The 20,105-nt window shown below is 58.0% G+C and carries 18 protein-coding genes and 1 riboswitch; of the genes, 8 read left to right on the forward strand and 10 right to left on the reverse strand.

Translation table 11 applies throughout. The annotated features are described in order from the left end of the window. The first annotated feature begins 105 nt into the window (after nt 1–105). On the forward strand, nt 106–942 hold the full coding sequence (locus tag M8318_RS08060; protein ID WP_262661873.1) for a helix-turn-helix transcriptional regulator: 837 nt from the start codon (nt 106–108) through the stop codon (nt 940–942). 54 nt (nt 943–996) lie between these two features. Here M8318_RS08060 and parE read toward each other — a convergent pair whose 3' ends face one another. Genes parE through nudF form a run of 5 tightly spaced genes read right to left on the reverse strand, consistent with a single transcriptional unit; the run spans nt 997 to nt 5,405 of the window. Then, nucleotides 997–2,889 carry a DNA topoisomerase IV subunit B gene (gene parE / locus M8318_RS08065; protein WP_262661875.1) on the reverse strand — a complete coding sequence of 631 codons (1,893 nt, stop codon included), beginning with the start codon at nt 2,887–2,889 and terminating at the stop codon, nt 997–999. 28 nt (nt 2,890–2,917) lie between these two features. Further along, on the reverse strand, nt 2,918–3,499 hold the full coding sequence (gene yqiA, locus M8318_RS08070; protein WP_262661876.1) for an esterase YqiA: 582 nt from the start codon (nt 3,497–3,499) through the stop codon (nt 2,918–2,920). Further along, a complete protein-coding gene (cpdA, locus tag M8318_RS08075) occupies nt 3,499–4,326 on the reverse strand; it encodes a 3',5'-cyclic-AMP phosphodiesterase (RefSeq protein WP_262661877.1) in 828 nt (275 codons plus the stop codon). Before cpdA ends, yqiA begins: the two co-directional genes overlap by 1 nt. A 27-nt stretch (nt 4,327–4,353) precedes the next feature. Beyond that, nucleotides 4,354–4,776 (reverse strand): DUF1249 family protein, encoded by a 423-nt coding sequence (locus M8318_RS08080; RefSeq protein ID WP_032614182.1) that lies wholly within the window; start codon nt 4,774–4,776, stop codon nt 4,354–4,356. Next, on the reverse strand, nt 4,773–5,405 hold the full coding sequence (nudF, locus tag M8318_RS08085) for an ADP-ribose diphosphatase (protein WP_262661879.1): 633 nt from the start codon (nt 5,403–5,405) through the stop codon (nt 4,773–4,775). The genes M8318_RS08080 and nudF overlap by 4 nt, the downstream gene beginning before the upstream one ends. Nucleotides 5,406–5,608: 203 nt before the next feature. On the opposite strand from nudF, the gene tolC reads away from it, so the two are divergent. The 3 genes from tolC (at nt 5,609) to M8318_RS08100 (ending at nt 9,032) form a co-directional block, all read left to right on the forward strand. After that, nucleotides 5,609–7,030 (forward strand): outer membrane channel protein TolC, encoded by a 1,422-nt coding sequence (tolC, locus tag M8318_RS08090; protein WP_262661880.1) that lies wholly within the window; start codon nt 5,609–5,611, stop codon nt 7,028–7,030. 173 nt (nt 7,031–7,203) lie between these two features. Continuing rightward, nucleotides 7,204–7,869, forward strand: coding sequence for a DUF1190 family protein (locus tag M8318_RS08095; protein ID WP_106995841.1), 666 nt, complete (start codon nt 7,204–7,206; stop codon nt 7,867–7,869). A gap of 2 nt (nt 7,870–7,871) precedes the next feature. After that, on the forward strand, nt 7,872–9,032 hold the full coding sequence (locus M8318_RS08100) for a glutathionylspermidine synthase family protein (protein WP_262661882.1): 1,161 nt from the start codon (nt 7,872–7,874) through the stop codon (nt 9,030–9,032). An 82-nt stretch (nt 9,033–9,114) separates the two neighbouring features. Here the strand turns inward: M8318_RS08100 and ygiD are convergent, their stop codons facing one another. After that, nucleotides 9,115–9,903 (reverse strand): 4,5-DOPA-extradiol-dioxygenase, encoded by a 789-nt coding sequence (gene ygiD / locus M8318_RS08105; protein ID WP_262661884.1) that lies wholly within the window; start codon nt 9,901–9,903, stop codon nt 9,115–9,117. A 196-nt stretch (nt 9,904–10,099) separates the two neighbouring features. On the opposite strand from ygiD, the gene zupT reads away from it, so the two are divergent. Next, a complete protein-coding gene (zupT, locus tag M8318_RS08110) occupies nt 10,100–10,873 on the forward strand; it encodes a zinc transporter ZupT (RefSeq protein ID WP_106995844.1) in 774 nt (257 codons plus the stop codon). Between the two features lie 42 nt (nt 10,874–10,915). On the opposite strand, the gene ribB is transcribed toward zupT, so the two are convergent. Beyond that, the gene (gene ribB, locus M8318_RS08115) at nt 10,916–11,569 is read right to left on the reverse strand and encodes a 3,4-dihydroxy-2-butanone-4-phosphate synthase (RefSeq protein ID WP_262661885.1); all 654 of its coding nucleotides are present in this window, start codon (nt 11,567–11,569) and stop codon (nt 10,916–10,918) included. 104 nt (nt 11,570–11,673) lie between these two features. Beyond that, nucleotides 11,674–11,824, reverse strand: a riboswitch (FMN riboswitch). 120 nt (nt 11,825–11,944) lie between these two features. Here ribB and ubiK point away from each other — a divergent pair. After that, nucleotides 11,945–12,241 (forward strand): ubiquinone biosynthesis accessory factor UbiK, encoded by a 297-nt coding sequence (gene ubiK / locus M8318_RS08120; RefSeq protein WP_225758062.1) that lies wholly within the window; start codon nt 11,945–11,947, stop codon nt 12,239–12,241. A 47-nt stretch (nt 12,242–12,288) separates the two neighbouring features. Here the strand turns inward: ubiK and hldE are convergent, their stop codons facing one another. Genes hldE through M8318_RS08135 form a run of 3 tightly spaced genes read right to left on the reverse strand, consistent with a single transcriptional unit; the run spans nt 12,289 to nt 17,938 of the window. Then, nucleotides 12,289–13,719 carry a bifunctional D-glycero-beta-D-manno-heptose-7-phosphate kinase/D-glycero-beta-D-manno-heptose 1-phosphate adenylyltransferase HldE gene (hldE, locus tag M8318_RS08125; protein ID WP_225758061.1) on the reverse strand — a complete coding sequence of 477 codons (1,431 nt, stop codon included), beginning with the start codon at nt 13,717–13,719 and terminating at the stop codon, nt 12,289–12,291. A 40-nt stretch (nt 13,720–13,759) separates the two neighbouring features. Beyond that, entirely contained in the window at nt 13,760–16,618 is a 2,859-nt protein-coding gene (gene glnE / locus M8318_RS08130) for a bifunctional [glutamate--ammonia ligase]-adenylyl-L-tyrosine phosphorylase/[glutamate--ammonia-ligase] adenylyltransferase (RefSeq protein ID WP_262661886.1), read from the reverse strand. An 18-nt stretch (nt 16,619–16,636) separates the two neighbouring features. Further along, nucleotides 16,637–17,938 (reverse strand): CYTH domain-containing protein, encoded by a 1,302-nt coding sequence (locus M8318_RS08135; RefSeq protein ID WP_262661887.1) that lies wholly within the window; start codon nt 17,936–17,938, stop codon nt 16,637–16,639. Nucleotides 17,939–18,176: 238 nt separating this feature from the next. On the opposite strand from M8318_RS08135, the gene M8318_RS08140 reads away from it, so the two are divergent. Together M8318_RS08140 and M8318_RS08145 are read left to right on the forward strand one after the other, a co-directional pair. Next, nucleotides 18,177–18,797, forward strand: a complete 621-nt coding sequence (locus M8318_RS08140; protein ID WP_262661888.1) for a TIGR04211 family SH3 domain-containing protein — start codon at nt 18,177–18,179, stop codon at nt 18,795–18,797. Between the two features lie 61 nt (nt 18,798–18,858). Next, nucleotides 18,859–20,100: a multifunctional CCA addition/repair protein gene (locus M8318_RS08145; protein ID WP_262661890.1), complete on the forward strand. Its 1,242-nt coding sequence runs from the start codon at nt 18,859–18,861 to the stop codon at nt 20,098–20,100. The last annotated feature ends 5 nt before the right edge of the window (nt 20,101–20,105 follow it).

The raw sequence follows: 20,105 nt of genomic DNA on the forward strand, positions 1-20,105 counted from the left end.
AGCCGGGTCACAGGAGTGAGAGATGAATAAACTCGCAGTTGAGGAAATTTAAAAAGGTGGTTTATAAAGAAGCAGGAAAAGGGAAAAGTTGAGTTTTATTGCACTATGCGCGAGACACCGACGGCGGAACACCTTGAGCTGATTGCCCTGAACGATACTATCGTGTCGTTCAGCCGCCTGTTTGCCAACACTGTGCGCTATCACCACTGGCACCAGTGTCTGGAAATTCTCTATGTCGAAGAGGGGTTTGGCGTGGCGATTGTCGATAATCGCCACTACACCATGCGCCCAGGACGGCTGTTCTTCTTTCCGCCTTTTACCCTGCACAAGGTGATGGTCGACCCCCAAGCTGAAGCGAACTACCGGCGGACCATTATTCATCTCGATCAGCATGCGGTTCTGAAGGCGCTGCGCGATTTTCCCCAGACGCAGCAGCGGCTGCAGAAGCTGTCCCGGCGCGGAGGCGAAGCCTGGGTGGCGGATATGGCGCACTGCCACAGCCATCTCGATCATCTGTTCAGCTGCTATCCGCCACCGATGAACAGCGAGCGCGTCGCCAGCCTGCTGATCGGCCTGTTTGCCATGCTGCCGCCCGATGATGAAGGCCAACCCGGCAACAGCCAGGGGATCGCCAGCCAGGTGATGTTCTGGCTGGATGAGCATTATCAGCAGAAATTCAGCCTCGATGCACTGGCAGGCGAGCTGGGGAAATCCCGCAGCTACGTGTCACGGAAGTTTCATGCTGAAACGGGGGAGAAAATTCACGATTACCTGAATACGTTGCGCCTGCGAAAGGCCTGCGAGAGTTTATTGCACAGTGAGGCGAGCGTGCGGGATATCGCCGCGCGGGTGGGGTTTTCGGACGTGACCTATTTTATTAGCGCATTTAAAAAGGGCATCGGAGAGACGCCCTTGCAGTACCGGAAGAATCATGCGGCCTGAGGAGATGCCGGGTGGCGGCTACGCCTTACCCGGCCTGGAAAACCTGTCGTTATATCAACCTTCGATATCCGCCAGGTCGCCCTTCTCCTGCAGCCAGTTGCGGCGATCTTCCGAGCGCTTCTTGGCCAGCAGCATATCCATCATCGCGTTGGTCTGCTGCTCGTCTTCATCGCTGATGGTCAGCTGCACCAGACGGCGGGTATTGGGATCCAGGGTGGTTTCACGCAGCTGGAGCGGGTTCATCTCACCCAGCCCTTTAAAGCGCTGCACGTTCGGTTTGCCCTTCTTGCGCTTGAGCTGCTCCAGCACGCCCGCTTTCTCTTCTTCCGTCAGAGCGTAATAGACCTCTTTGCCGAGATCGATACGGTACAGCGGCGGCAATGCCACGTGAACATGACCGTTTTTCACCAGCGCACGGAAGTGCTTCACAAACAGCGCGCACAGCAGGGTGGCGATGTGCAGACCATCGGAGTCCGCATCCGCGAGGATACAGATCTTGCCGTAACGCAGCTGGCTCAGATCCTCGCTGTCCGGATCGATACCGATCGCCACGGAGATGTCGTGCACCTCCTGCGACGCCAGCACCTCATCGGAAGAGACTTCCCAGGTATTCAGGATCTTACCCTTCAGCGGCATGATCGCCTGGTATTCACGATCGCGCGCCTGCTTGGCCGATCCGCCTGCGGAATCCCCTTCCACCAGGAACAGCTCGGTGCGGTTCAGATCCTGCGCAGTACAGTCCGCCAGCTTGCCCGGCAGCGCAGGGCCGCTGGTCAACTTTTTGCGCACCACTTTCTTCGCCGCACGCAGGCGGCGCTGGGCGCTGGAAATTGCCATTTCGGCCAGCATCTCTGCGGCCTGCACGTTCTGGTTCAGCCACAGGCTGAAGGCATCTTTCACCACGCCCGACACAAATGCCGCGCACTGGCGCGAGGAGAGACGCTCTTTGGTCTGCCCGGCAAACTGCGGGTCCTGCATTTTGACCGACAGCACGTAGGCGCAGCGATCCCAGATATCTTCCGCCGACAGCTTCACGCCGCGCGGCAGGATATTGCGGTATTCGCAGAACTCGCGCATCGCGTCCAGCAGGCCCTGGCGCAGGCCGTTAACGTGGGTCCCGCCCTGCATGGTCGGAATCAGGTTGACGTAGCTTTCGGTCAGCAGCTCGCCGCCTTCCGGCAGCCACAGCAGCGCCCAGTCCACCGCTTCCGTATCACCGGAAAAATTACCGATAAAAGGTTTTTCCGGCAGGGTTGGCAGACCGTTAACCGCTTCGCCCAGGTAGTCGTTCAGACCGTCCTGGTAGCACCAGCGCTGCTCGCTGTTGTTGACCTCGTCCTTGAAGGTGATCTCCACCCCAGGACAGAGGACCGCTTTCGCTTTCAGGATGTGCGTTAAGCGCGAGACTGAGAAACGCGGGCTATCAAAGAAGCTCTCGTCCGGCCAGAAGTGGACGCTGGTGCCGGTATTGCGTTTGCCGCAGGTACCGATCACCTTCAAATCCTGCACTTTGTCGCCGTTCTCAAAGGCGATGTTGTACACCTGGCCGTCGCGGCGCACGGTGACTTCAACCCGTTTTGACAGGGCGTTGACCACGGAGATACCTACCCCGTGCAGGCCACCCGAGAACTGGTAGTTTTTGTTGGAGAACTTGCCGCCCGCATGGAGACGACAGAGGATCAGTTCAACCGCCGGGACACCCTCTTCCGGGTGAATATCCACCGGCATGCCGCGGCCGTCGTCGATGACTTCCAGCGACTGATCGGCGTGCAGGATCACGTCGACGCGTTTGGCATGACCCGCCAGCGCTTCGTCGACGCTGTTATCAATTACTTCCTGGCCCAGATGGTTTGGGCGCGTGGTATCGGTGTACATCCCCGGACGGCGGCGAACCGGCTCAAGCCCGGTGAGTACCTCAATGGCATCAGCGTTATAGGTTTGCGTCATGATTTAAACTAGCAATTCGCAGCGATTGTCAGAGGCTGTGCAGACCAAGGAAATCGACAATCTGGGTGAAATGATCCTCAAAGCCCGTGAAGGCATGATTACCGCCCTCTTCTATAGTCTGGCGGCAGGAGGCGTAGTACGCCACCGCCTGGCGGTAATCCAGCACTTCATCACCCGTCTGTTGCAGCAGCCAGATAAGATCTGGTGCTTCCAGCGGATCAATCTGCATCACTTTGAGGTCGTAAATATGGCGTGACTCTAGCACATATTGCTGTCCGGTGTAGGGGTTCTCGTTGTGCCCCAGATAGCCCACCAGCAGCTCAAAAGGCCGCACCGCCGGATTGACCACCACCGCAGGTACCATGAAGCACTGGGACAGCCAGGTGGCGTAATAACCGCCGAGGGATGACCCAACCACACCAAAGGACTCGCCGCCGTGCTCCAGGACAATCGCCTCCAGCATGTCGGCGGCCTCGGCCGGGTATGGCGGCAGCTGCGGGACGATCATCTCGACGTGGGGATGATGCACCTCCAGCCACTGTCGAAACAGCGTTGCTTTTGCGGAGCGCGGGGAGCTGTTGAACCCGTGCAGATAAAGGAGCGCAGACATCAGTAGCCTTCTGACGCAGTATCCGGGCGGAACTGCGTGCTTTGCAGGCGGCAGACTTCGGTCGTTAACGAGCCGTCGGCATGCAGTTCCAGCCAGCGCCAGCCAGGCGCAATGGTATCTAAGGTGAAGTTCGCACAGTGCGGTTTGAACTGCACGCAGGTAGAGGGCGTAGCCAGCAGGCGACGACCGTTCCAGTCGAGATCCAGCTCCTGGTGAATATGGCCGCAGAGTAAGTGATTCACCCGCGGGAATTTCATCAGCACCCGATCGAGAGCAGCGGAGTTGCGCAGGCTGTGCTGATCGAGCCAGCTGCATCCTGCCGGCAGCGGATGATGGTGCAGTAAAAGCAGGGTATGACGCTCAGGATCGGCCTCAAGTTTTGCTTCGAGCCACTCCAGCTGAAACTCGCTCAGCTCGCCGTGCGGCACGCCGAAAACCTGGCTGTCGAGCAGCATAATTTGCCAGTTGTCGCCCGTGTGGACCCGTTTCGCAGGCGAAATCCCCGCATCCTGAAGCGCGCTATACATTGAAGGTTGAAAATCGTGATTACCGGGTAACCAGACACAGGGCGCGTTAAAGCTCGCGATACCTTCAGCAAAATGCTGATAAGCCGCGGAGGTTTGATCCTGCGCCAAATCGCCCGTGGCGACAATCAGATCGCACTCGCGCTTCTGGGCATGAATAGCTTCCAGAACAGCCTGATAACTCTCCCAGGTATTCACACCTAACAGGGTTTCATGCTTATTGGCAAACAGGTGAGTATCAGTAATTTGCAATACCCTGACTGGCGCCCCACCAGCAACAGTCAGGTTCAACAGGCTTTCCAAATGGTGTCCTTAGGTAGGTTTACGACGCTAACAAACCGGAATCGCCATCGCTCCATGTGCTAAACAGTATCGTAGCCAATCGGCCAAAAACTGATTAATTTGATGCTTTTCGTCACGTTGATGCAACTTTTTATTTGGGTAATCATAACGCGCTTTGAAGCGGAAGATCTGCTGACTTGAACACACTTCAGCGACCATCGCGTCATGGTAGAGCCGTACCGTCATCGACGGCAGGCTCCAGTAGCTGATGGATGGCGCGGTTTGCTCAATTTCCACCAGTGTAGTGTAACGGGTTGATTCAACAATGGTTAACCGATACTGCGCGTTGCTCACCTGATAGCTCACTGTTTCACCGACCGCATCGTTACGCGGCAGTAGTCGGCGCAATTGGGCGAAATTGGTCTCGCACAGACGCATCATTTCAGGGAAGTCAGGTGTATAACGCTTCATTTTTTCCACTCGTTTCGTAAGTCCTGATAATGCAGCTGGAGCCATTGCAAAGCGATGACAGAAGCCGCGTTGTCGATTTTCCCCTCTTCTACCCATTGATAAGCCTGCTCCCGACTTACCACATGAACACGAATATCTTCGTTTTCATCAACCAGACCGTGAATCCCTTGCGCGGTCGTGGCGTCCACTTCGCCAACCAGAACTGACAGGCGCTCGCTGGTGCCGCCAGGGCTTGCCAGATAGCTGGTGATCAGTTTTGTACGACCGACATCAAGCCCGGCCTCTTCCATCGCCTCGCGCCGGGCGACATCGTCCGGCGTCTCGCCCTCTTCCACCATCCCGGCCACCATTTCCAGTAACCACGGGCTTTCGCTGGTATCCAGCGCGGCAATGCGAATCTGCTCTATCAGTACCACTTCGTCACGCACTGGGTCAAAGGGTAGCAACACTGCAGCATGCCCGCGCTCAAAAATTTCGCGTCTGACTTCGCCACTCATTTCACCGTTAAACAGACGATGGCGAAAACGGTATAATTCCAGTGAAAAAAATCCGCTGTAGAGCGTTTCTCGTGCAATAATTTCTACATCGTTTTTTGTGAAAGTCACTGGCAACTTTTCTGGTTTATCCATGTTTGCATCCTGATATAAATGGTGGCGTTAAGGTGAAATTCAATTCTGCTAAACTGCGGTTTCTACTACAGTATGGTAAATTGGTGCAAGTTACTGCCGCATGGCACGGAACGCCAACCTTTTGCAGTGGCGAAGTCTGCTAGAATCGGTAGATATTTTTTAATTAGATCAGCGCTAACTAAGCTTCACAACAAGGAAAGCAAATGAAGAAATTGCTCCCCATCCTCATCGGCCTGAGCCTGACGGGTTTCAGCGCGTTGAGTCAGGCAGAGGACCTGATGCAGGTTTATAAGCAGGCACGTCTGAGCAACCCGGAACTGCGTAGGTCCGCCGCCGATCGTGATGCTGCCTTTGAAAAGATTAATGAAGCACGCAGCCCATTATTACCACAGCTGGGTTTAGGTGCAGATTATACCTATAACAACGGTTACCGTGATGCTAACGGCGTCGACTCTAACGTCACCAGTGGTTCACTCCAGTTAACCCAGACGCTGTTTGATATGTCTAAATGGCGTAACCTGAGCCTGCAGGAGAAATCTGCCGGTATTCAGGATGTCACCTATCAGACCGACCAGCAGACGCTGATCCTTAATACGGCAACCACCTACTTCAAAGTACTGAGCGCCATCGATACGCTCTCCTACGTTGAAGCACAGAAACAAGCTATCTATCGTCAGCTCGATCAGACCACCCAGCGTTTCAACGTGGGCCTGGTGGCGATCACTGACGTGCAGAACGCCCGTTCACAATACGACAACGTGCTGGCGAACGAAGTTACCGCGCGTAACGACCTGGATAATGCCGTCGAAGAGCTGCGTCAGGTAACCGGTAATTACTATCCGCAACTGGCCTCGCTGAACGTTGATCACTTCAAAGCCGAAAAGCCGCAGGCGGTGAATGCCCTGCTGAAAGAAGCTGAAAACCGTAACCTCAGCCTGTTGCAGGCGCGTCTGAGCCAGGACCTGGCCCGCGAGCAGATCCGCCTCGCACAGGATGGCCATCTGCCAACCCTGAGCCTGAGCGCCTCAAGCGGTCTTTCTAGCACCAGCTACAGCGGTTCCAGAACCAGCGGTGCTCAGTACAACGATACCGATGTTGGCCAGAATAAAATTGGCCTGAACTTCTCCCTGCCAATCTATCAGGGCGGCCAGGTGAATTCGCAGGTCAAACAGGCACAGTACAACTTTGTTGGTGCCAGCGAGCAGCTTGAAAGCGCGCACCGCAGCGTAGTGCAGACCGTGCGCTCCTCCTTCAACAACGTGAACGCCTCTGTCAGCAGCATCAACGCCTACAAACAGGCTGTGGTCTCTGCCCAGAGCTCACTGGATGCGTCGGAAGCCGGTTACTCTGTCGGTACCCGTACCATCGTTGACGTGCTGGACGCGACCACCACGCTGTACAACGCCAAACAACAGCTCTCTAACGCTCGTTACAACTACCTGATTAACCAGCTGAACATCAAGCAAGCGCTGGGTACATTGAACGAGCAGGATCTGCTGGCGCTGAACGGTGCCCTGGGTAAACCGATCTCCACTACCCCGGAAGCCGTGGCCCCGGAAAATCCACAGCAGGATGCCTCTGCTGACGGTTACACCGCCGCCGCCGCACGCACTACCAGCAACTGATATTGATACCGGCCTGGGTTCACCAGGCCGGTTAAATCCTGCCTGCCCGACAAAAAAACGTAAGCCAACGTAAAGATCCCCCGGTTTGACGCCGATCGCTTCAATTTCCACCACTCATCCTCTATTCTGAGCGTTATTTTCTGTGTTTTACCACTGGGTCCTGGAAGACAATTATGAAACGGACAAAATCCATTAATCACGCTTCGTTCCGCAAAAGCTGGAACGCGCGTCATCTCACCCCTGTCGCCCTGGCGTTTACCGCTGTTTTTATGCTGGCAGGCTGTGAACAAACTGACGAAACAGTTTCGCTCTATCAGAATGCCGATGACTGTGCTGCAGCCACCGGTAAAAGCGCGGAGTGTACCGCCTCTTACAACAACGCCCTGAAGGAAGCGGAACGCACCGCGCCGAAATACGCCAGCCGTGAAGACTGTGTGGCAGAATTTGGCGAAGGTCAGTGCCAGCAGGCACCGGCTCAGGCGGGTACCGCCCCGGAAAACCAGGCCCAGGCACAATCCAGCGGCAGCTTCTGGATGCCGCTGATGGCGGGCTATATGATGGGCCGTCTGATGGGTGGTGGCGCGGGTTATAAACAGCAGCCGCTGTTCAGCTCGAAAAACCCGGCCAGCCCGGCTTACGGTCAGTACACCGATGCCAGCGGCAAAGGTTACGGCGCTGCACAGCCTGGCCGCACCATGAACGTGCCTAAGACCGCCATGGCGCCAAAACCGGCGACCACGAATACCGTTACCCGCGGCGGCTTCGGTGACTCTGTTGCTAAACAGAACACCATGCAGCGTAGCGCGACCGGCACCTCAACACGCTCTATGGGCGGCTGATAATGGAACGAGTCAGTATTGTTGAGCGCCCGGACTGGCGCGAAAAAGCCACCGAATACGGTTTCAACTTTCACACCATGTACGGCGAGCCGTACTGGTGTGAAGATGCCTATTACAAGCTGACCCTCGGCCAGGTTGAGAAGCTGGAAGCGGTGACGGCCGAACTGCATCAGATGTGCCTGAAGGTAGTGGAGAAGGTCATTGCCAGCGATGAGCTGCTGACTAAATTCCGTATTCCGAAGCACACCTGGGGCTTTGTGCGTCAGTCATGGCAGACGCATCAGCCGTCGCTCTATTCGCGCCTCGATCTGGCGTGGGATGGCGTCGGTGAGCCGAAGATGCTCGAGAATAACGCCGATACGCCAACCTCGTTGTACGAAGCGGCTTTCTTCCAGTATATCTGGCTCGAAGATCAGGTCGCGGCGGGCAACCTGCCGGAAGGCAGCGATCAGTTCAACAGCCTGCAGGAAAAGCTGATTGAGCGTTTCGCGGAGCTGCGCGAGCAGCACGGCTTCAACCTGCTGCACTTCGCCTGCTGTCGTGACACGGTTGAAGATCGCGGCACGGTGCAGTATCTGCAGGATTGCGCAGCCGAGGCCGAGGTTGCCAGCGAGTTTCTCTATATAGAAGATATCGGGCTGGGCGAAAGAGGTCAGTTCACCGATACGCAGGATCAGGTTATCAGTAACCTGTTCAAGCTCTATCCGTGGGAATATATGCTGCGCGAAGTGTTCTCCACCAAGCTGGAAGATGCTGGCGTGCGCTGGCTGGAACCGGCGTGGAAGAGCATTATCTCCAACAAAGCCCTGCTGCCACTGCTGTGGGAGATGTTCCCGGACCACCCGAATCTGCTGCCAGCGTACTTCGCGGAAGATGACTATCCGCAGATGGATAAGTACGTCAAAAAGCCGATCTTCTCCCGCGAGGGGGCCAACGTGTCGATTATCGAAAACGGTAGCACCGTGGAAGCGGTAGAAGGCCCGTATGGCGAAGAGGGAATGATCGTCCAGCAGTTCTATCAACTGCCGAAGTATGGCGACAGCTATATGCTGATCGGCAGCTGGCTGATCAACGATCAACCCGCCGGGGTTGGTATTCGTGAAGATCGAGCCTTGATCACGCAAGACCTGTCCCGGTTCTACCCGCATATCTTCGTGGAATAAGCCATGCCCGGTGGCGCTGCCGCTTACCGGGCCTACAGTGTGTTGTAGGCCGGGTAAGGCGAAGCCGCCACCCGGCGTGTTTTCACCCCACCTGCACCGACAACATACTCAAACTGCCCATCTCGATGCCCTCTACCGGTGTGGTAATCGGTTCCTGACCATCCCACGCGCCCAGGATATAGAGCAGCGGCAGGAAGTGTTCCGCCGTCGGGTTCGAGAGCGAGCCGCCGTCGTGTGCCAGGTAATTGACCAACGGATGCTCCTCTACCGGCCCCTGCCAGTTCAGGTTCATTTTCACGTAATCATTAAATGACGTCGCCCAGGGATAAGGCGTACTTTCCCCGTGCCAGCGAGCGGTGCGCAGGTTATGCACTACGTTACCACTGGCCACCAGCATAATGCCTTCGTCACGCAGAGACGCGAGCTTACGCCCCATCTCCAGGTGCCAGGCCGCCGGTTTGGTGCTGTCGATGCTGAGCTGCACCATCGGGATATCGGCATCCGGGTACATCTTGATCAGCACGCCCCAGGAGCCATGGTCAAAGCCCCACGCCTCTTTATCAAGGGTGACCGGGATCGGGGCCAGCAGATCCACCAGCTGCTGCGCCAGCACCGGGGAGCCCGGTGCCGGATAGTGCGTGTCGTACAGCGCCTGCGGGAAACCACCGAAATCATGGATGGTTTTCGGGGTTTCCATCGCGGTGACGCCGGTGCCACGGGTAAACCAGTGTGCGGAGACCACCACGATCGCCTTCGGACGCGGCAACGTCTCGCCCAGATGCCGCCAGGCGCGGGTATAGACGTTATCTTCCAGCACATTCATTGGGCTGCCGTGACCCACAAACAGCGCTGGCATACGAGAAGAAGTCATGATGATATCCTTACACAAGGTGTCGATTTGATAGCTTTACCTTAACCGTTAACCCGATAAGATGAACTCAGATAACCATGATGAAGATCATCAGGAAATTTGAATGTAAGGGATCTGTAAAGGCTACTGTACCCTCTCGCATTGTGCGAGTTTAGCCTTTAATATTAATGAGAATCATTATCATAAGGAGAGGTGAATGTCAGTTCCGCTGATTCTGACTATTCTTGCTGGTGCTGCCACGTTTATCGGCGCCATGCTCGGCGTCCTGGGCCAGAAGCCCTCTAACCGCGTGCTGGCCTTTTCCCTCGGCTTTGCGGCCGGGATTATGCTGCTCATCTCGCTGATGGAGATGCTGCCCGCCGCCCTCGGCACGGAAGGCATGTCGCCGGTGCTGGGCTACGGGATGTTTGTCGTTGGCCTGCTGGGCTACTTTGCGCTGGACAGAATGCTGCCCCACGCGCATCCGCAGGATCTGATGCAAAAAGGGAGTCAGCCGCTGCCCGCTAACCTTCGGCGCACCGCCCTGCTCCTGACCCTGGGCATCAGCCTGCATAACTTTCCGGAAGGCGTTGCCACCTACGTGACCGCCAGCAACAATCTGGAGTTAGGATTCGGTATTGCGCTGGCAGTGGCGCTGCACAATATCCCGGAGGGGTTGGCAGTAGCGGGCCCGGTCTATGCGGCTACGGGATCAAAGCGTAAAGCGGTGTTCTGGGCAGGCATTTCCGGCATGGCGGAGATCCTCGGCGGGGTGCTGGCGTGGTTGATCCTCGGCAGCCTGATTTCGCCGGTGGTGATGGCAGCCATTATGGCAGCGGTAGCAGGCATTATGGTGGCGCTGTCGGTGGATGAGCTGATGCCGCTCGCCAAAGAGATCGACCCGAATAACAATCCCAGCTATGGCGTACTGTGCGGGATGTCGGTGATGGGGCTCAGTCTGGTGTTACTCCAGACGGCCGGAATAGGCTAAAAAAAACGCCGGGTTATCCCGGCGTTTTTTATTGATGCGGTATCAGCTGGCTTTGCGCTCGTGCGCCTGGCGATACGCCACCAGATCTTCGATAGTGACTACCGCCATGTTGTGCTTCGCGGCAAATTCGATGCACTCCGGCGCGCGCGCCATAGAGCCATCATCATTGGTCAGTTCACAGAGCACACCGGCAGGTTTGAAACCGGCCAGCGTCACCAGGTCGATGGTCGCTTCGGTGTGGCCGCCGCGGGTCAGGACGCCACCCGGCTGCGCGCGCAGCGGGAATACGTGGCCCGGACGGTTCAGGTCAGAAGGTTTTGCGCCATCGGCAATGGCTGCACGCACGGTGGTCACGCGGTCAGCCGCAGACACACCGGTGGTCACACCGCTGGCCGCTTCGATGGTCACGGTAAAACCGGTCCCGTAGGCGCTGGTGTTGTTCTCTACCATCATCGGCAGATCCAGCTGCTTACGATGATCTTCGGTGATACACAGGCAAACGATGCCGCTGCCGTGACGGATGGTCAGCGCCATCTGCTCAACGGTCATGGTTTCGGCGGCGAAAATCATATCGCCTTCGTTTTCACGATCTTCATCGTCAAGCACCATTACGCCACGACCTTCGCGAAGCGCAGCAAGCGCATGTTCAACGCGGTCAGCAGAGGTACCGAAAGAGGAAAGGAGCGTCTGATTCATGGTAAAAAAACCTCATTAAAATTATGGTTACCAGAATCAGGGCAGTCTTAGGAGCGCCGTCGTGCGGCAAAAAAATAACGTGAGCGGGCCTCGCCCGACTGGTTCGTTACTCTCTCCCATCCGGACTTTAACCGTCGGCCCCGGAATTACACCGGATCTGCTGACCTTTGAGTTTGCACCCAAAGCGCTCGCGGGCTTTCAGCGTAGAGCTGATTTACCGCCGGTGGGGAATTTCGCCCCGCCCTGAGAATAAGCGGGATAACTATAACGCTAATGATTATGTTCGGCAACGCATAAGCTTCACACAAATCTGGTTTAAGGATCGCAGTTACGCGCTACAATGGTCGTTAACACCTTTTCTTCAAGGGAACTACCATGATCGACCCAAAAAAAATTGAACAACTTGCCCGCCAGGTCCATGAATCTATGCCGAAAGGCGTGCGTGAATTCGGTGATGATGTTGAGAAGAAGATCCGCCAGGTGCTGCAGTCGCAGCTGATGCGTCTGGATCTGGTCAGCCGTGAAGAATTTGACGTACAAACGCAGGTGCTGCTGCGTACCCGCGAGAAAATCGCCCTGCTGGAGCAGCGTCTGACCGAGCTGGAAAACCGCAACGTCGTTGAAGAAGTGCGTCCGGCACCGGCGATCCCACCGGTTAACGACGTGGAATAACGCTGTAACGCCCGGTGGCGTTTCGCTTACCGGGCATTTACAGACGACTACTGACTGTCTTTCTGGATCTTCTTAATGATGTTGGTGGTTGAACACCCGTCCTCAAAGTTGAGCACCATCACTTCCCCGCCGTTGGCCCACACCTCTTCGCTACCTGCGATCTGTTCCGGCTTGTAGTCACCGCCTTTGACCAGCAGATCCGGCAGGATCCCGGCAATCAGACGCTGCGGCGTGTCTTCTTCGAACGACACCACCCAGTCCACCGCTTCCAGCGCGCCGAGTACGATCATGCGCTGCTCAAGCGGGTTCACCGGACGGGTCTCGCCTTTCAGCCGTTTGGTGGAGGCATCGCTGTTGACCGCCACAATCAGACGGTCGCCCAGCTTGCGAGCGTTCGCCAGATAGGAGACATGACCCGCGTGCAGAATGTCGAACACGCCGTTGGTCATCACCACTTTCTCGCCACGCTTACGGGCGGCGGCAACCGCCACTTTAAGCTCATCTTCGCTCATCACGCCAAAACCGGTATCGGCACGACCGCGCACCGCGTTTTCCAGTTCGATTGGCGAAACGGTAGAGGTACCCAGTTTACCCACCACCACGCCCGCGGCGGCATTGGCAAAATAGCAGGCCTCTTCCAGCGTATTACCTGCGGCAAGCGTTGCTGCCAGCACGCCGATAACCGTGTCACCGGCACCGGTGACGTCATACACTTCCTGCGCCTGGGTTGGCATATGCAGCGGCGCTTTGCCCGGCTGCAGCAGGGTCATCCCCTGCTCGGAGCGGGTCACCAGCAGCGCGGAGAAGTCGAAGTCGGCGATAATCTTCATGCCGCGCTCAACGATCTCCTCTTCGGTTTTGCATTTACCCGCTACCGCTTCGAACTCAGACAGGTTCGGCGTAAGCAGCGTCGCCCCACGATAGCGTTCGAAATCGGTGCCTTTCGGGTCGATCAGCACCGGCACACCGGCATCGCGCGCCAGGGTAATCATCTGCTGCACGCTGGCCAGTGCCCCTTTGGCGTAGTCAGAGAGCACCAGTGCGCCGATATTGCCCAGCGCCTGGTTGATGCGCTCGTGCAGCGGCTCCGGATCCACGCCTTCAAAGCCCTCTTCGAAGTCGAGGCGGATCAGCTGCTGGTTGCGCGACAGCACGCGCAGCTTGGTGATGGTCGGGTGCGTCGGAACAGAAACGAAGTCACATTTGACGTTCACGTCCGCAAGGGTCTTGCTCAGCGCACGCGCCGCGTCGTCGATACCGGTCAGCCCCACCAGACGCGAATGCGCGCCGAGGGAAGCAATGTTCATCGCCACGTTTGCCGCGCCGCCAGGACGCTCTTCAATGGTATCCACCTTCACCACCGGGACCGGGGCTTCCGGGGAAATGCGGCTGGTTGGCCCATACCAGTAGCGATCCAGCATCACATCGCCAACCACCATAACTCCAGCACGTTCAAACTCTGGCAGTGTTACTTTCATTCCTGACTCCAGAAAGATTCACAATTTGCGCGCGATAATATCACACTTGTTTTGTTACGCACGGTTCCACCAGCCACTTCTGCCAGCAGGCCCGCACCAGCTCTCGCTCGGCATTAAAGCAGTCGAGCGGCAGATGGCCGGGCTGCTCCTGCAGCGCGAGATGGTGCAACTCATCGCGCAGCGTGGTGTAGGCGCGGGTCAGTGCCAGCGCCTCGTGCTCGTCCATAATGTCGTTTTGCGCCAGCAGCTCCAGAATGCGCACGTTATCCGACCAGCGGGTGAGCTTCGGCTTGCTGTGCGCGTCACGCAGCACAAGGTATTGCGTAATAAATTCAATGTCGGTGATACCACCTTCATCGGCTTTGATATCAAAGCGATCGCGGTGTTTATTGCCGAGATGGGCGCGCATCTTCTCGCGCATCTCGCGCACTTCAGTTTGCAGCGTCGGGCCCTCCCGCGTGGCGGTGAGCACGTCGCGACGAATGGTATCGAACTGCGCGTTCAGCTGCGGATCGCCATACACCACCCGGGCACGCACCAGGGCCTGATGCTCCCAGGTCCAGGCTTCGTTCTTCTGGTAGTCGGCGAAGGCGTCGGTAGAGGTGACCAGCATGCCCGCCGCCCCGGACGGACGCAGACGGGCATCCACTTCATACAGAATGCCGGACGAGGTCCGGGTGCTGAACAGGTGCATGATGCGCTGGGCGAGGCGCAGATAGAACTGACGACCGTCGATCTCCCGCTCGCCGTCGGTCATGACATCCACCGGGCAGTCATGCAGGAAAATCAGATCCAGATCGGAGCTGTAGCCCAGCTCCCAGCCGCCCAGCTTGCCGTAGCCCACCACCGCAAAGCCGCGCCCTTCGCGATCGGCCAGGTGCTTCGGCTGGCCGTAACGGGCCACCATCTGCACCCACGCCTGATGGACCACCGCATCAATAATCGCTTCCGCCAGCCAGGTTAAGTGATCGCTCACTTTCATCACCGGCAGGGTTCCGGAGATATCCGCCGCCGCCACGCGCAGCAGCTGCGCCTGCTTAAACTGCCGCAGCGCCTCCAGCTGTTGCTCTTCGTCCTCTTCCGGCACGCGCAGCAGGTACTGGCGCAGCTCGTCGCGATAGGCGTCGGTCGCCGTCGGCTGGTAAAGGGTGTTGGGATCGAGCAGCTCGTCCAGCAGCAGCGGATAGCGCGCCAGCTTGCTGGCAATCATCGGCGAGGCGGCGCAGAGGGAGATCAGGTGCTTCAGCGCCCCGGGGAACTCGCTGAGCAGCTCCAGATAGGTGGTACGGGTGATGATCCCGCTCAGCAGCGGGGTCAGGCGCGACAGGGGTACCGGGGCATCGGCGCGGGAGCAGACGTCGCTGAGCAGGTGCGGCATCAGGTGATCCAGCACCTGGCGGCCGCGCGGGCCGATGGCACGCTTGTTCAGCTCAAGGCGGAAATCGGCGATCAGCGCCACCACCCGATGGCGATCGTCATCGCTGAGGTGAGTCAGCACCGGTGTGGTGTCGTCCTCCTGCAGCGCATCCTGCCACAGCTCGCGCCAGTGCTCGGAAAGCTCATCGTCCTGGGATTCGCTCTCATCGTCGCCGATCAGATCGTTAAATATGCGCCGCACCGCCGCCATGTGCGCATCCAGCGCGTCGGTCAGTGCCTGCCAGTCGTCAACGCGCATCCCCCAGGCGAGACGGGCGCGATTGAGCTCATCCCCCGGCAGGGTCTGGGTTTGTTCGTCATTGATGCTCTGGAGCAGGTTTTCCAGTCGCCGTAAAAAGAGGTAGGCCTCGCGCAGGATCCGGTCATCACCTTCCGGCAACAGGTTCAGCTGAGCGATGGCGCCCAGAGTGGGCAGCAAAGAACGGGACTGCAGCGAGGGCTCGCGTCCGCCGCGGATCAGCTGGAACACCTGGACGATAAACTCAATCTCGCGAATGCCGCCGGCCCCCAGCTTGATGTTGTCTTTCAGGCCACGCCGACGCACTTCCCGGGCAATCATCCCTTTCATGTTACGCAGCGACTGAATAACGCTGAAATCAATGTAGCGACGGAACACGAACGGGCGCAGCATGGCGCGCAGCTCGTTGGCATACGCATCGCCGGTATCGCCCATGATCCGCGCCTTCACCATCGCGTAGCGTTCCCAGTCGCGGCCCTGCTCCTGGTAGTAATCTTCCAGCGCAGCATAGCTCAGCACCAGCGGGCCGCTGTCGCCAAACGGGCGCAGGCGCATGTCCACGCGATAGACAAAGCCATCCTGAGTAGGTTGATCCAGGGCCTTAATCAGCCGCTGCCCCAGCCGGGTGAAGAACTGGGCGTTATCCAGCTCGCGACGTCCGCCGCGGGTGGCGCCCTTCTCCGGCCAGGCGAAGATCAGGTCGATGTCCGAGGAAAAGTTAAGTTCGCCCCCGCCCAGTTTGCCCATGCCCAGAATCATCAGCGGCTGCGGAGTACCCTCCTCACTGCATGGCGTGCCCCATTCCCGGCAGCAGGCGTCGTACAGCCAGTCCCGTGCGGCGACGATCAGCGTCTCCGCAAGGTGACTTAACTGCTGTAGGGTGCTCTCTTCATTCACCAGCATCAGCGCCTGCGCCCAGGCGATGCGCACCATCACCCGACGGCGAAACTGGCGCAGCACGCACATCAGCGCGGGTTCATCGCTGATATCCACCAGCGCGTCCTGTAACCACTGCGCGTAGTGCTGCCACTCGTCCGCCTGAGGTGGCGAGGCTTCAAGCTCTGCCAGCCAGTCAGGATGGGCGGTGACGCTCTCCTGCACAAAATCGCTGAAGGTCAGTACCTGCCGGGCCTGCTCGCTTAACGACGAGGCGGATAATGCTTCCGGCAGACGTTCACATACCGTCTGCCACTGCTGCTGTAAGGGTGAAGAAAGCGGCATCATGGGGGTTCCTTGCCTGCGTTAACGTTTTCCGCTGTGCAGCCAGAATGGCTCCTGCGAAATGGCTTCGTTGCGGAAATGCTCAATTTCAATGTGCTGGCGGGTCTTAATGGCATACAGCAGCCCTTGCCAGTTCTCCAGCCATGCGCGGGCGACCGGCCCGTCATAGGCCCCTGCCAGCAGCAGGATGCTGTCGATATTGCGCGCCAGACGGATCAGCTGATCGCCATACTGATCGCCCAGCGGATGACCGAAAATGGTTTTCAGTTCAGCGGCGTGGCGGGAGAGGTGGGTATCGGCAAAACGCTTGAAGGAGTCCTCAATTTTGGCCTGCGCCTTCGCATCGAGGAAGGTGCGCCAGCCGCGATTGATCAAGAACTCGGTCAGGGTCAGTTTCGCCGTCGCGGTTTGCGGGCTGTAGATCGCCGTCTCAGCAGAGACCTCAGAAGCCATCAGGGCTTCAACCTGGGTCAGCAGATCACGTAAGTGAGCGCTAGCTTTACGCGGCACAATGCCGCCGAACAGCGTCAGGCTGTGACGCACCAGCGCCATTGCCGCCAGCACCTCAGCTTTCGCCCCTTTCACGCCGCGGACCCAAAGTTCCTCGTGGTATTGCCACTGGCTCAGCGCCAGCTCCAGTGAGGCTGCAAAGCCCTGCTCGACAGAGGATTTTGGCGCGACGCGCAGAATTTCGGTGGGTTTCAGGATGCGCGGGGCATTGCCCTGGGCCAGATGATAGCCGCGGGCGGCTTTGCTCAGGCTGCCCTGGCGCAGACCATTCAGCGTCACCAGCTTGCGGGCCAGCTTCAGCACGTCATCGGCGTGACCTTCCAGCAGCTCCAGCTCCAGCTCGCAGATCGGCTCCTGGAACTCACTGGCTTTCACTTCTCCCAGGTCGAGGGCGATTTCGATTCGGCTTTTACCTTCGTTCACCAGCCACTTCTCGCGCCAGAAATCGGTGCTGAACAGCGGACTAACGCGCTCCGCCAAATCGTCAGGGAGTTGGCCGTCCGGCCACACTTCCGCCGGGAAACGCGCCAGCTCCAGCTCGGGCTGGCTGATATCGATGTTGTATTCCGGGCGCTGATGCAGGCCGCCCACCACGCGACCACCGATTTTCATGGTCATCTCGTAGCGTCCGTCCACGCCACGGATACGCAGACCCCGGTCATGACGGCGCAGCCACAGGTCCTGGGTTTCGTAATAGATGTTGAGCAGTTGCACCGGAGCGTGATGCTCGCCGGTCAGCTGATGCAGATGAGTTCGCAGCGCATCGACGCTGCCGTTTTCAACGATAAACTTTAATTCGATTTCCTGAGCCATGGCCTTGTTCTTTTGATTGCAATATCGTGGGGTAAATTACGGCGAACTTACTCGCCACTTTTTTGTCAGTAGATAGTATTTTGCGCCAGATTGCCACGCAATGGGCAATTTGACGGGCGTAAAGTTTGCTACAGTGGCCAACAGAGCACAGAGGATTCCGAATGCTGACGAATCCTTTGAGCCTGAAGTCTGTTTCCACTAATATCGTTCCACTTTTTATGAAAATAACGACTGCCTGATGCCTAAATTACGCCTGATCGGACTGACATTACTTGCTTTAAGCGCCGCGACCGTGGTCCACGCAGAAGAGAAGCGCTACGTTTCTGACGAACTGAACACCTGGGTACGCAGTGGTCCGGGTGACAATTATCGCCTCGTGGGTACGATTAATGCCGGCGAGGAAGTGGTGCTGTTGCAGAGCAACGCGGAATCCAACTATGGCCAGGTGCGCGACAGCAGCGGCCGTACCGCCTGGATCCCTCTGAAAGAGCTTAGCACCGACCCGAGCCTGCGCACCCGCGTGCCGGATCTGGAAAACCAGGTCAAAACCCTGACCGACAAGCTGACCAATATCGACGCCACCTGGAACCAGCGCACCGCTGAAATGCAGCAGAAAGTGGCCCGGAGCGACGGGGTGATCAACGGTCTGAAAGATGAGAACCAGAAGCTGAAAAACGAGCTGATCGTCGCCCAGAAAAAGGTGAGCGCGGCTAACCTGCAGCTGGATGACAAACAGCGCACCATCATCATGCAGTGGTTTATGTATGGCGGCGGCGTGCTGGGGATGGGTCTGCTGCTGGGTCTGGTGCTGCCACATCTGGTGCCGAGCCGTAAACGTAAAGACCGTTGGATGAACTAAGTCGCCATCTCTGCCACACTTACGTATTATTTTGCCAATATTTGATACGGGAGAGTGTGGCGTGAAGATTTATCTGGTCGGTGGTGCGGTTCGTGATGCGTTGTTAGGTCTGCCGGTCAAAGATAAAGACTGGGTGGTGGTGGGAGCCACCCCTCAGGCAATGCTCGACGCGGGTTACCAGCAGGTAGGCCGCGATTTCCCTGTGTTTCTGCACCCGCAAAGCCGCCAGGAGTACGCTCTGGCGCGTACCGAACGCAAATCCGGCGTCGGTTATACCGGTTTTACCTGCCATGCCGACCCTGACGTCACCCTCGAAGAGGATTTGCAGCGCCGGGATCTGACCATCAATGCCCTCGCGCAGGATGAAAACGGTCATATCGTCGATGCGTACGGCGGTAAACAGGATCTGCAAAACCGCATCCTGCGCCATGTTTCCCCGGCCTTCTCTGAAGATCCGCTCCGCGTACTGCGCGTGGCGCGCTTTGCTGCCCGCTACGCCCATCTGAGCTTCCGCATTGCCGACGAAACTATGGCGCTGATGACGGCCATGACCGACGCGGGCGAGCTGGAACACCTCACCCCGGAGCGGGTGTGGAAAGAGACGGAGAATGCGCTCACCACCCGCAACCCGCAGGTTTACTTCCAGGTGCTGCGCGACTGCGGAGCGCTGAAGGTGCTGTTCCCGGAACTGGACGCGCTGTTTGGCGTGCCAGCCCCGGCGAAGTGGCACCCGGAAATTGATACCGGCATCCACACCCTGATGACCCTGAGCATGGCGGCGATGCTCAGCCCGGAGGTGGACGTGCGCTTCGCCACCCTCTGCCACGATCTCGGCAAAGGCTTAACGCCACCCGAACTCTGGCCGCGCCACCACGGCCACGGCCCGGCGGGGGTCAGACTGGTTGAACGGGTTTGCCAGCGCATGCGGGTGCCGAACGAGATCCGCGATCTGGCGAAGCTGGTCGCCGAATTCCATGACCTGATCCACACCTTCCCGATCCTCAAACCGGCCACCATCGTGAAGCTGTTCGACAGCATCGACGCCTGGCGCAAGCCGCAGCGCGTGGATCAAATCGCCCTGACCAGCGAAGCCGACGTGCGCGGGCGCACCGGGTTTGAAGCCAACGACTATCCGCAGGGGCGACTGTTGCGTGAAGCCTGGGAGGTGGCGAAATCCGTGCCAACGCAAGCGGTGATCGAGGCCGGATTTAAAGGGCCAGAGATTCGGGAAGAGTTAACAAAACGGCGGATTCAGGCGGTAGCGGACTGGAAGGAACTGCGTTGCCCTCAGCCGAAAGACTGAGGGCA

Origin of the sequence: Leclercia tamurae (genome assembly GCF_025566055.1) — a bacterium.
GTDB classification, from domain to species: domain Bacteria; phylum Pseudomonadota; class Gammaproteobacteria; order Enterobacterales; family Enterobacteriaceae; genus Enterobacter; species Enterobacter tamurae.

Coding starts and splice junctions, on each gene's coding strand:
- M8318_RS08140 (WP_262661888.1), top strand. CDS start 18,177: ATGCCTAAATTACGCCTGATCGGACTGACATTACTTGCTTTAAGCGCC.
- ribB (WP_262661885.1), bottom strand. CDS start 11,569: ATGAATCAGACGCTCCTTTCCTCTTTCGGTACCTCTGCTGACCGCGTT.
- ubiK (WP_225758062.1), top strand. CDS start 11,945: ATGATCGACCCAAAAAAAATTGAACAACTTGCCCGCCAGGTCCATGAA.
- M8318_RS08135 (WP_262661887.1), bottom strand. CDS start 17,938: ATGGCTCAGGAAATCGAATTAAAGTTTATCGTTGAAAACGGCAGCGTC.
- parE (WP_262661875.1), bottom strand. CDS start 2,889: ATGACGCAAACCTATAACGCTGATGCCATTGAGGTACTCACCGGGCTT.
- glnE (WP_262661886.1), bottom strand. CDS start 16,618: ATGATGCCGCTTTCTTCACCCTTACAGCAGCAGTGGCAGACGGTATGT.
- nudF (WP_262661879.1), bottom strand. CDS start 5,405: ATGGATAAACCAGAAAAGTTGCCAGTGACTTTCACAAAAAACGATGTA.
- yqiA (WP_262661876.1), bottom strand. CDS start 3,499: ATGTCTGCGCTCCTTTATCTGCACGGGTTCAACAGCTCCCCGCGCTCC.
- hldE (WP_225758061.1), bottom strand. CDS start 13,719: ATGAAAGTAACACTGCCAGAGTTTGAACGTGCTGGAGTTATGGTGGTT.
- M8318_RS08100 (WP_262661882.1), top strand. CDS start 7,872: ATGGAACGAGTCAGTATTGTTGAGCGCCCGGACTGGCGCGAAAAAGCC.
- M8318_RS08060 (WP_262661873.1), top strand. CDS start 106: ATGCGCGAGACACCGACGGCGGAACACCTTGAGCTGATTGCCCTGAAC.
- ygiD (WP_262661884.1), bottom strand. CDS start 9,903: ATGACTTCTTCTCGTATGCCAGCGCTGTTTGTGGGTCACGGCAGCCCA.
- tolC (WP_262661880.1), top strand. CDS start 5,609: ATGAAGAAATTGCTCCCCATCCTCATCGGCCTGAGCCTGACGGGTTTC.
- zupT (WP_106995844.1), top strand. CDS start 10,100: ATGTCAGTTCCGCTGATTCTGACTATTCTTGCTGGTGCTGCCACGTTT.
- M8318_RS08080 (WP_032614182.1), bottom strand. CDS start 4,776: ATGAAGCGTTATACACCTGACTTCCCTGAAATGATGCGTCTGTGCGAG.
- M8318_RS08095 (WP_106995841.1), top strand. CDS start 7,204: ATGAAACGGACAAAATCCATTAATCACGCTTCGTTCCGCAAAAGCTGG.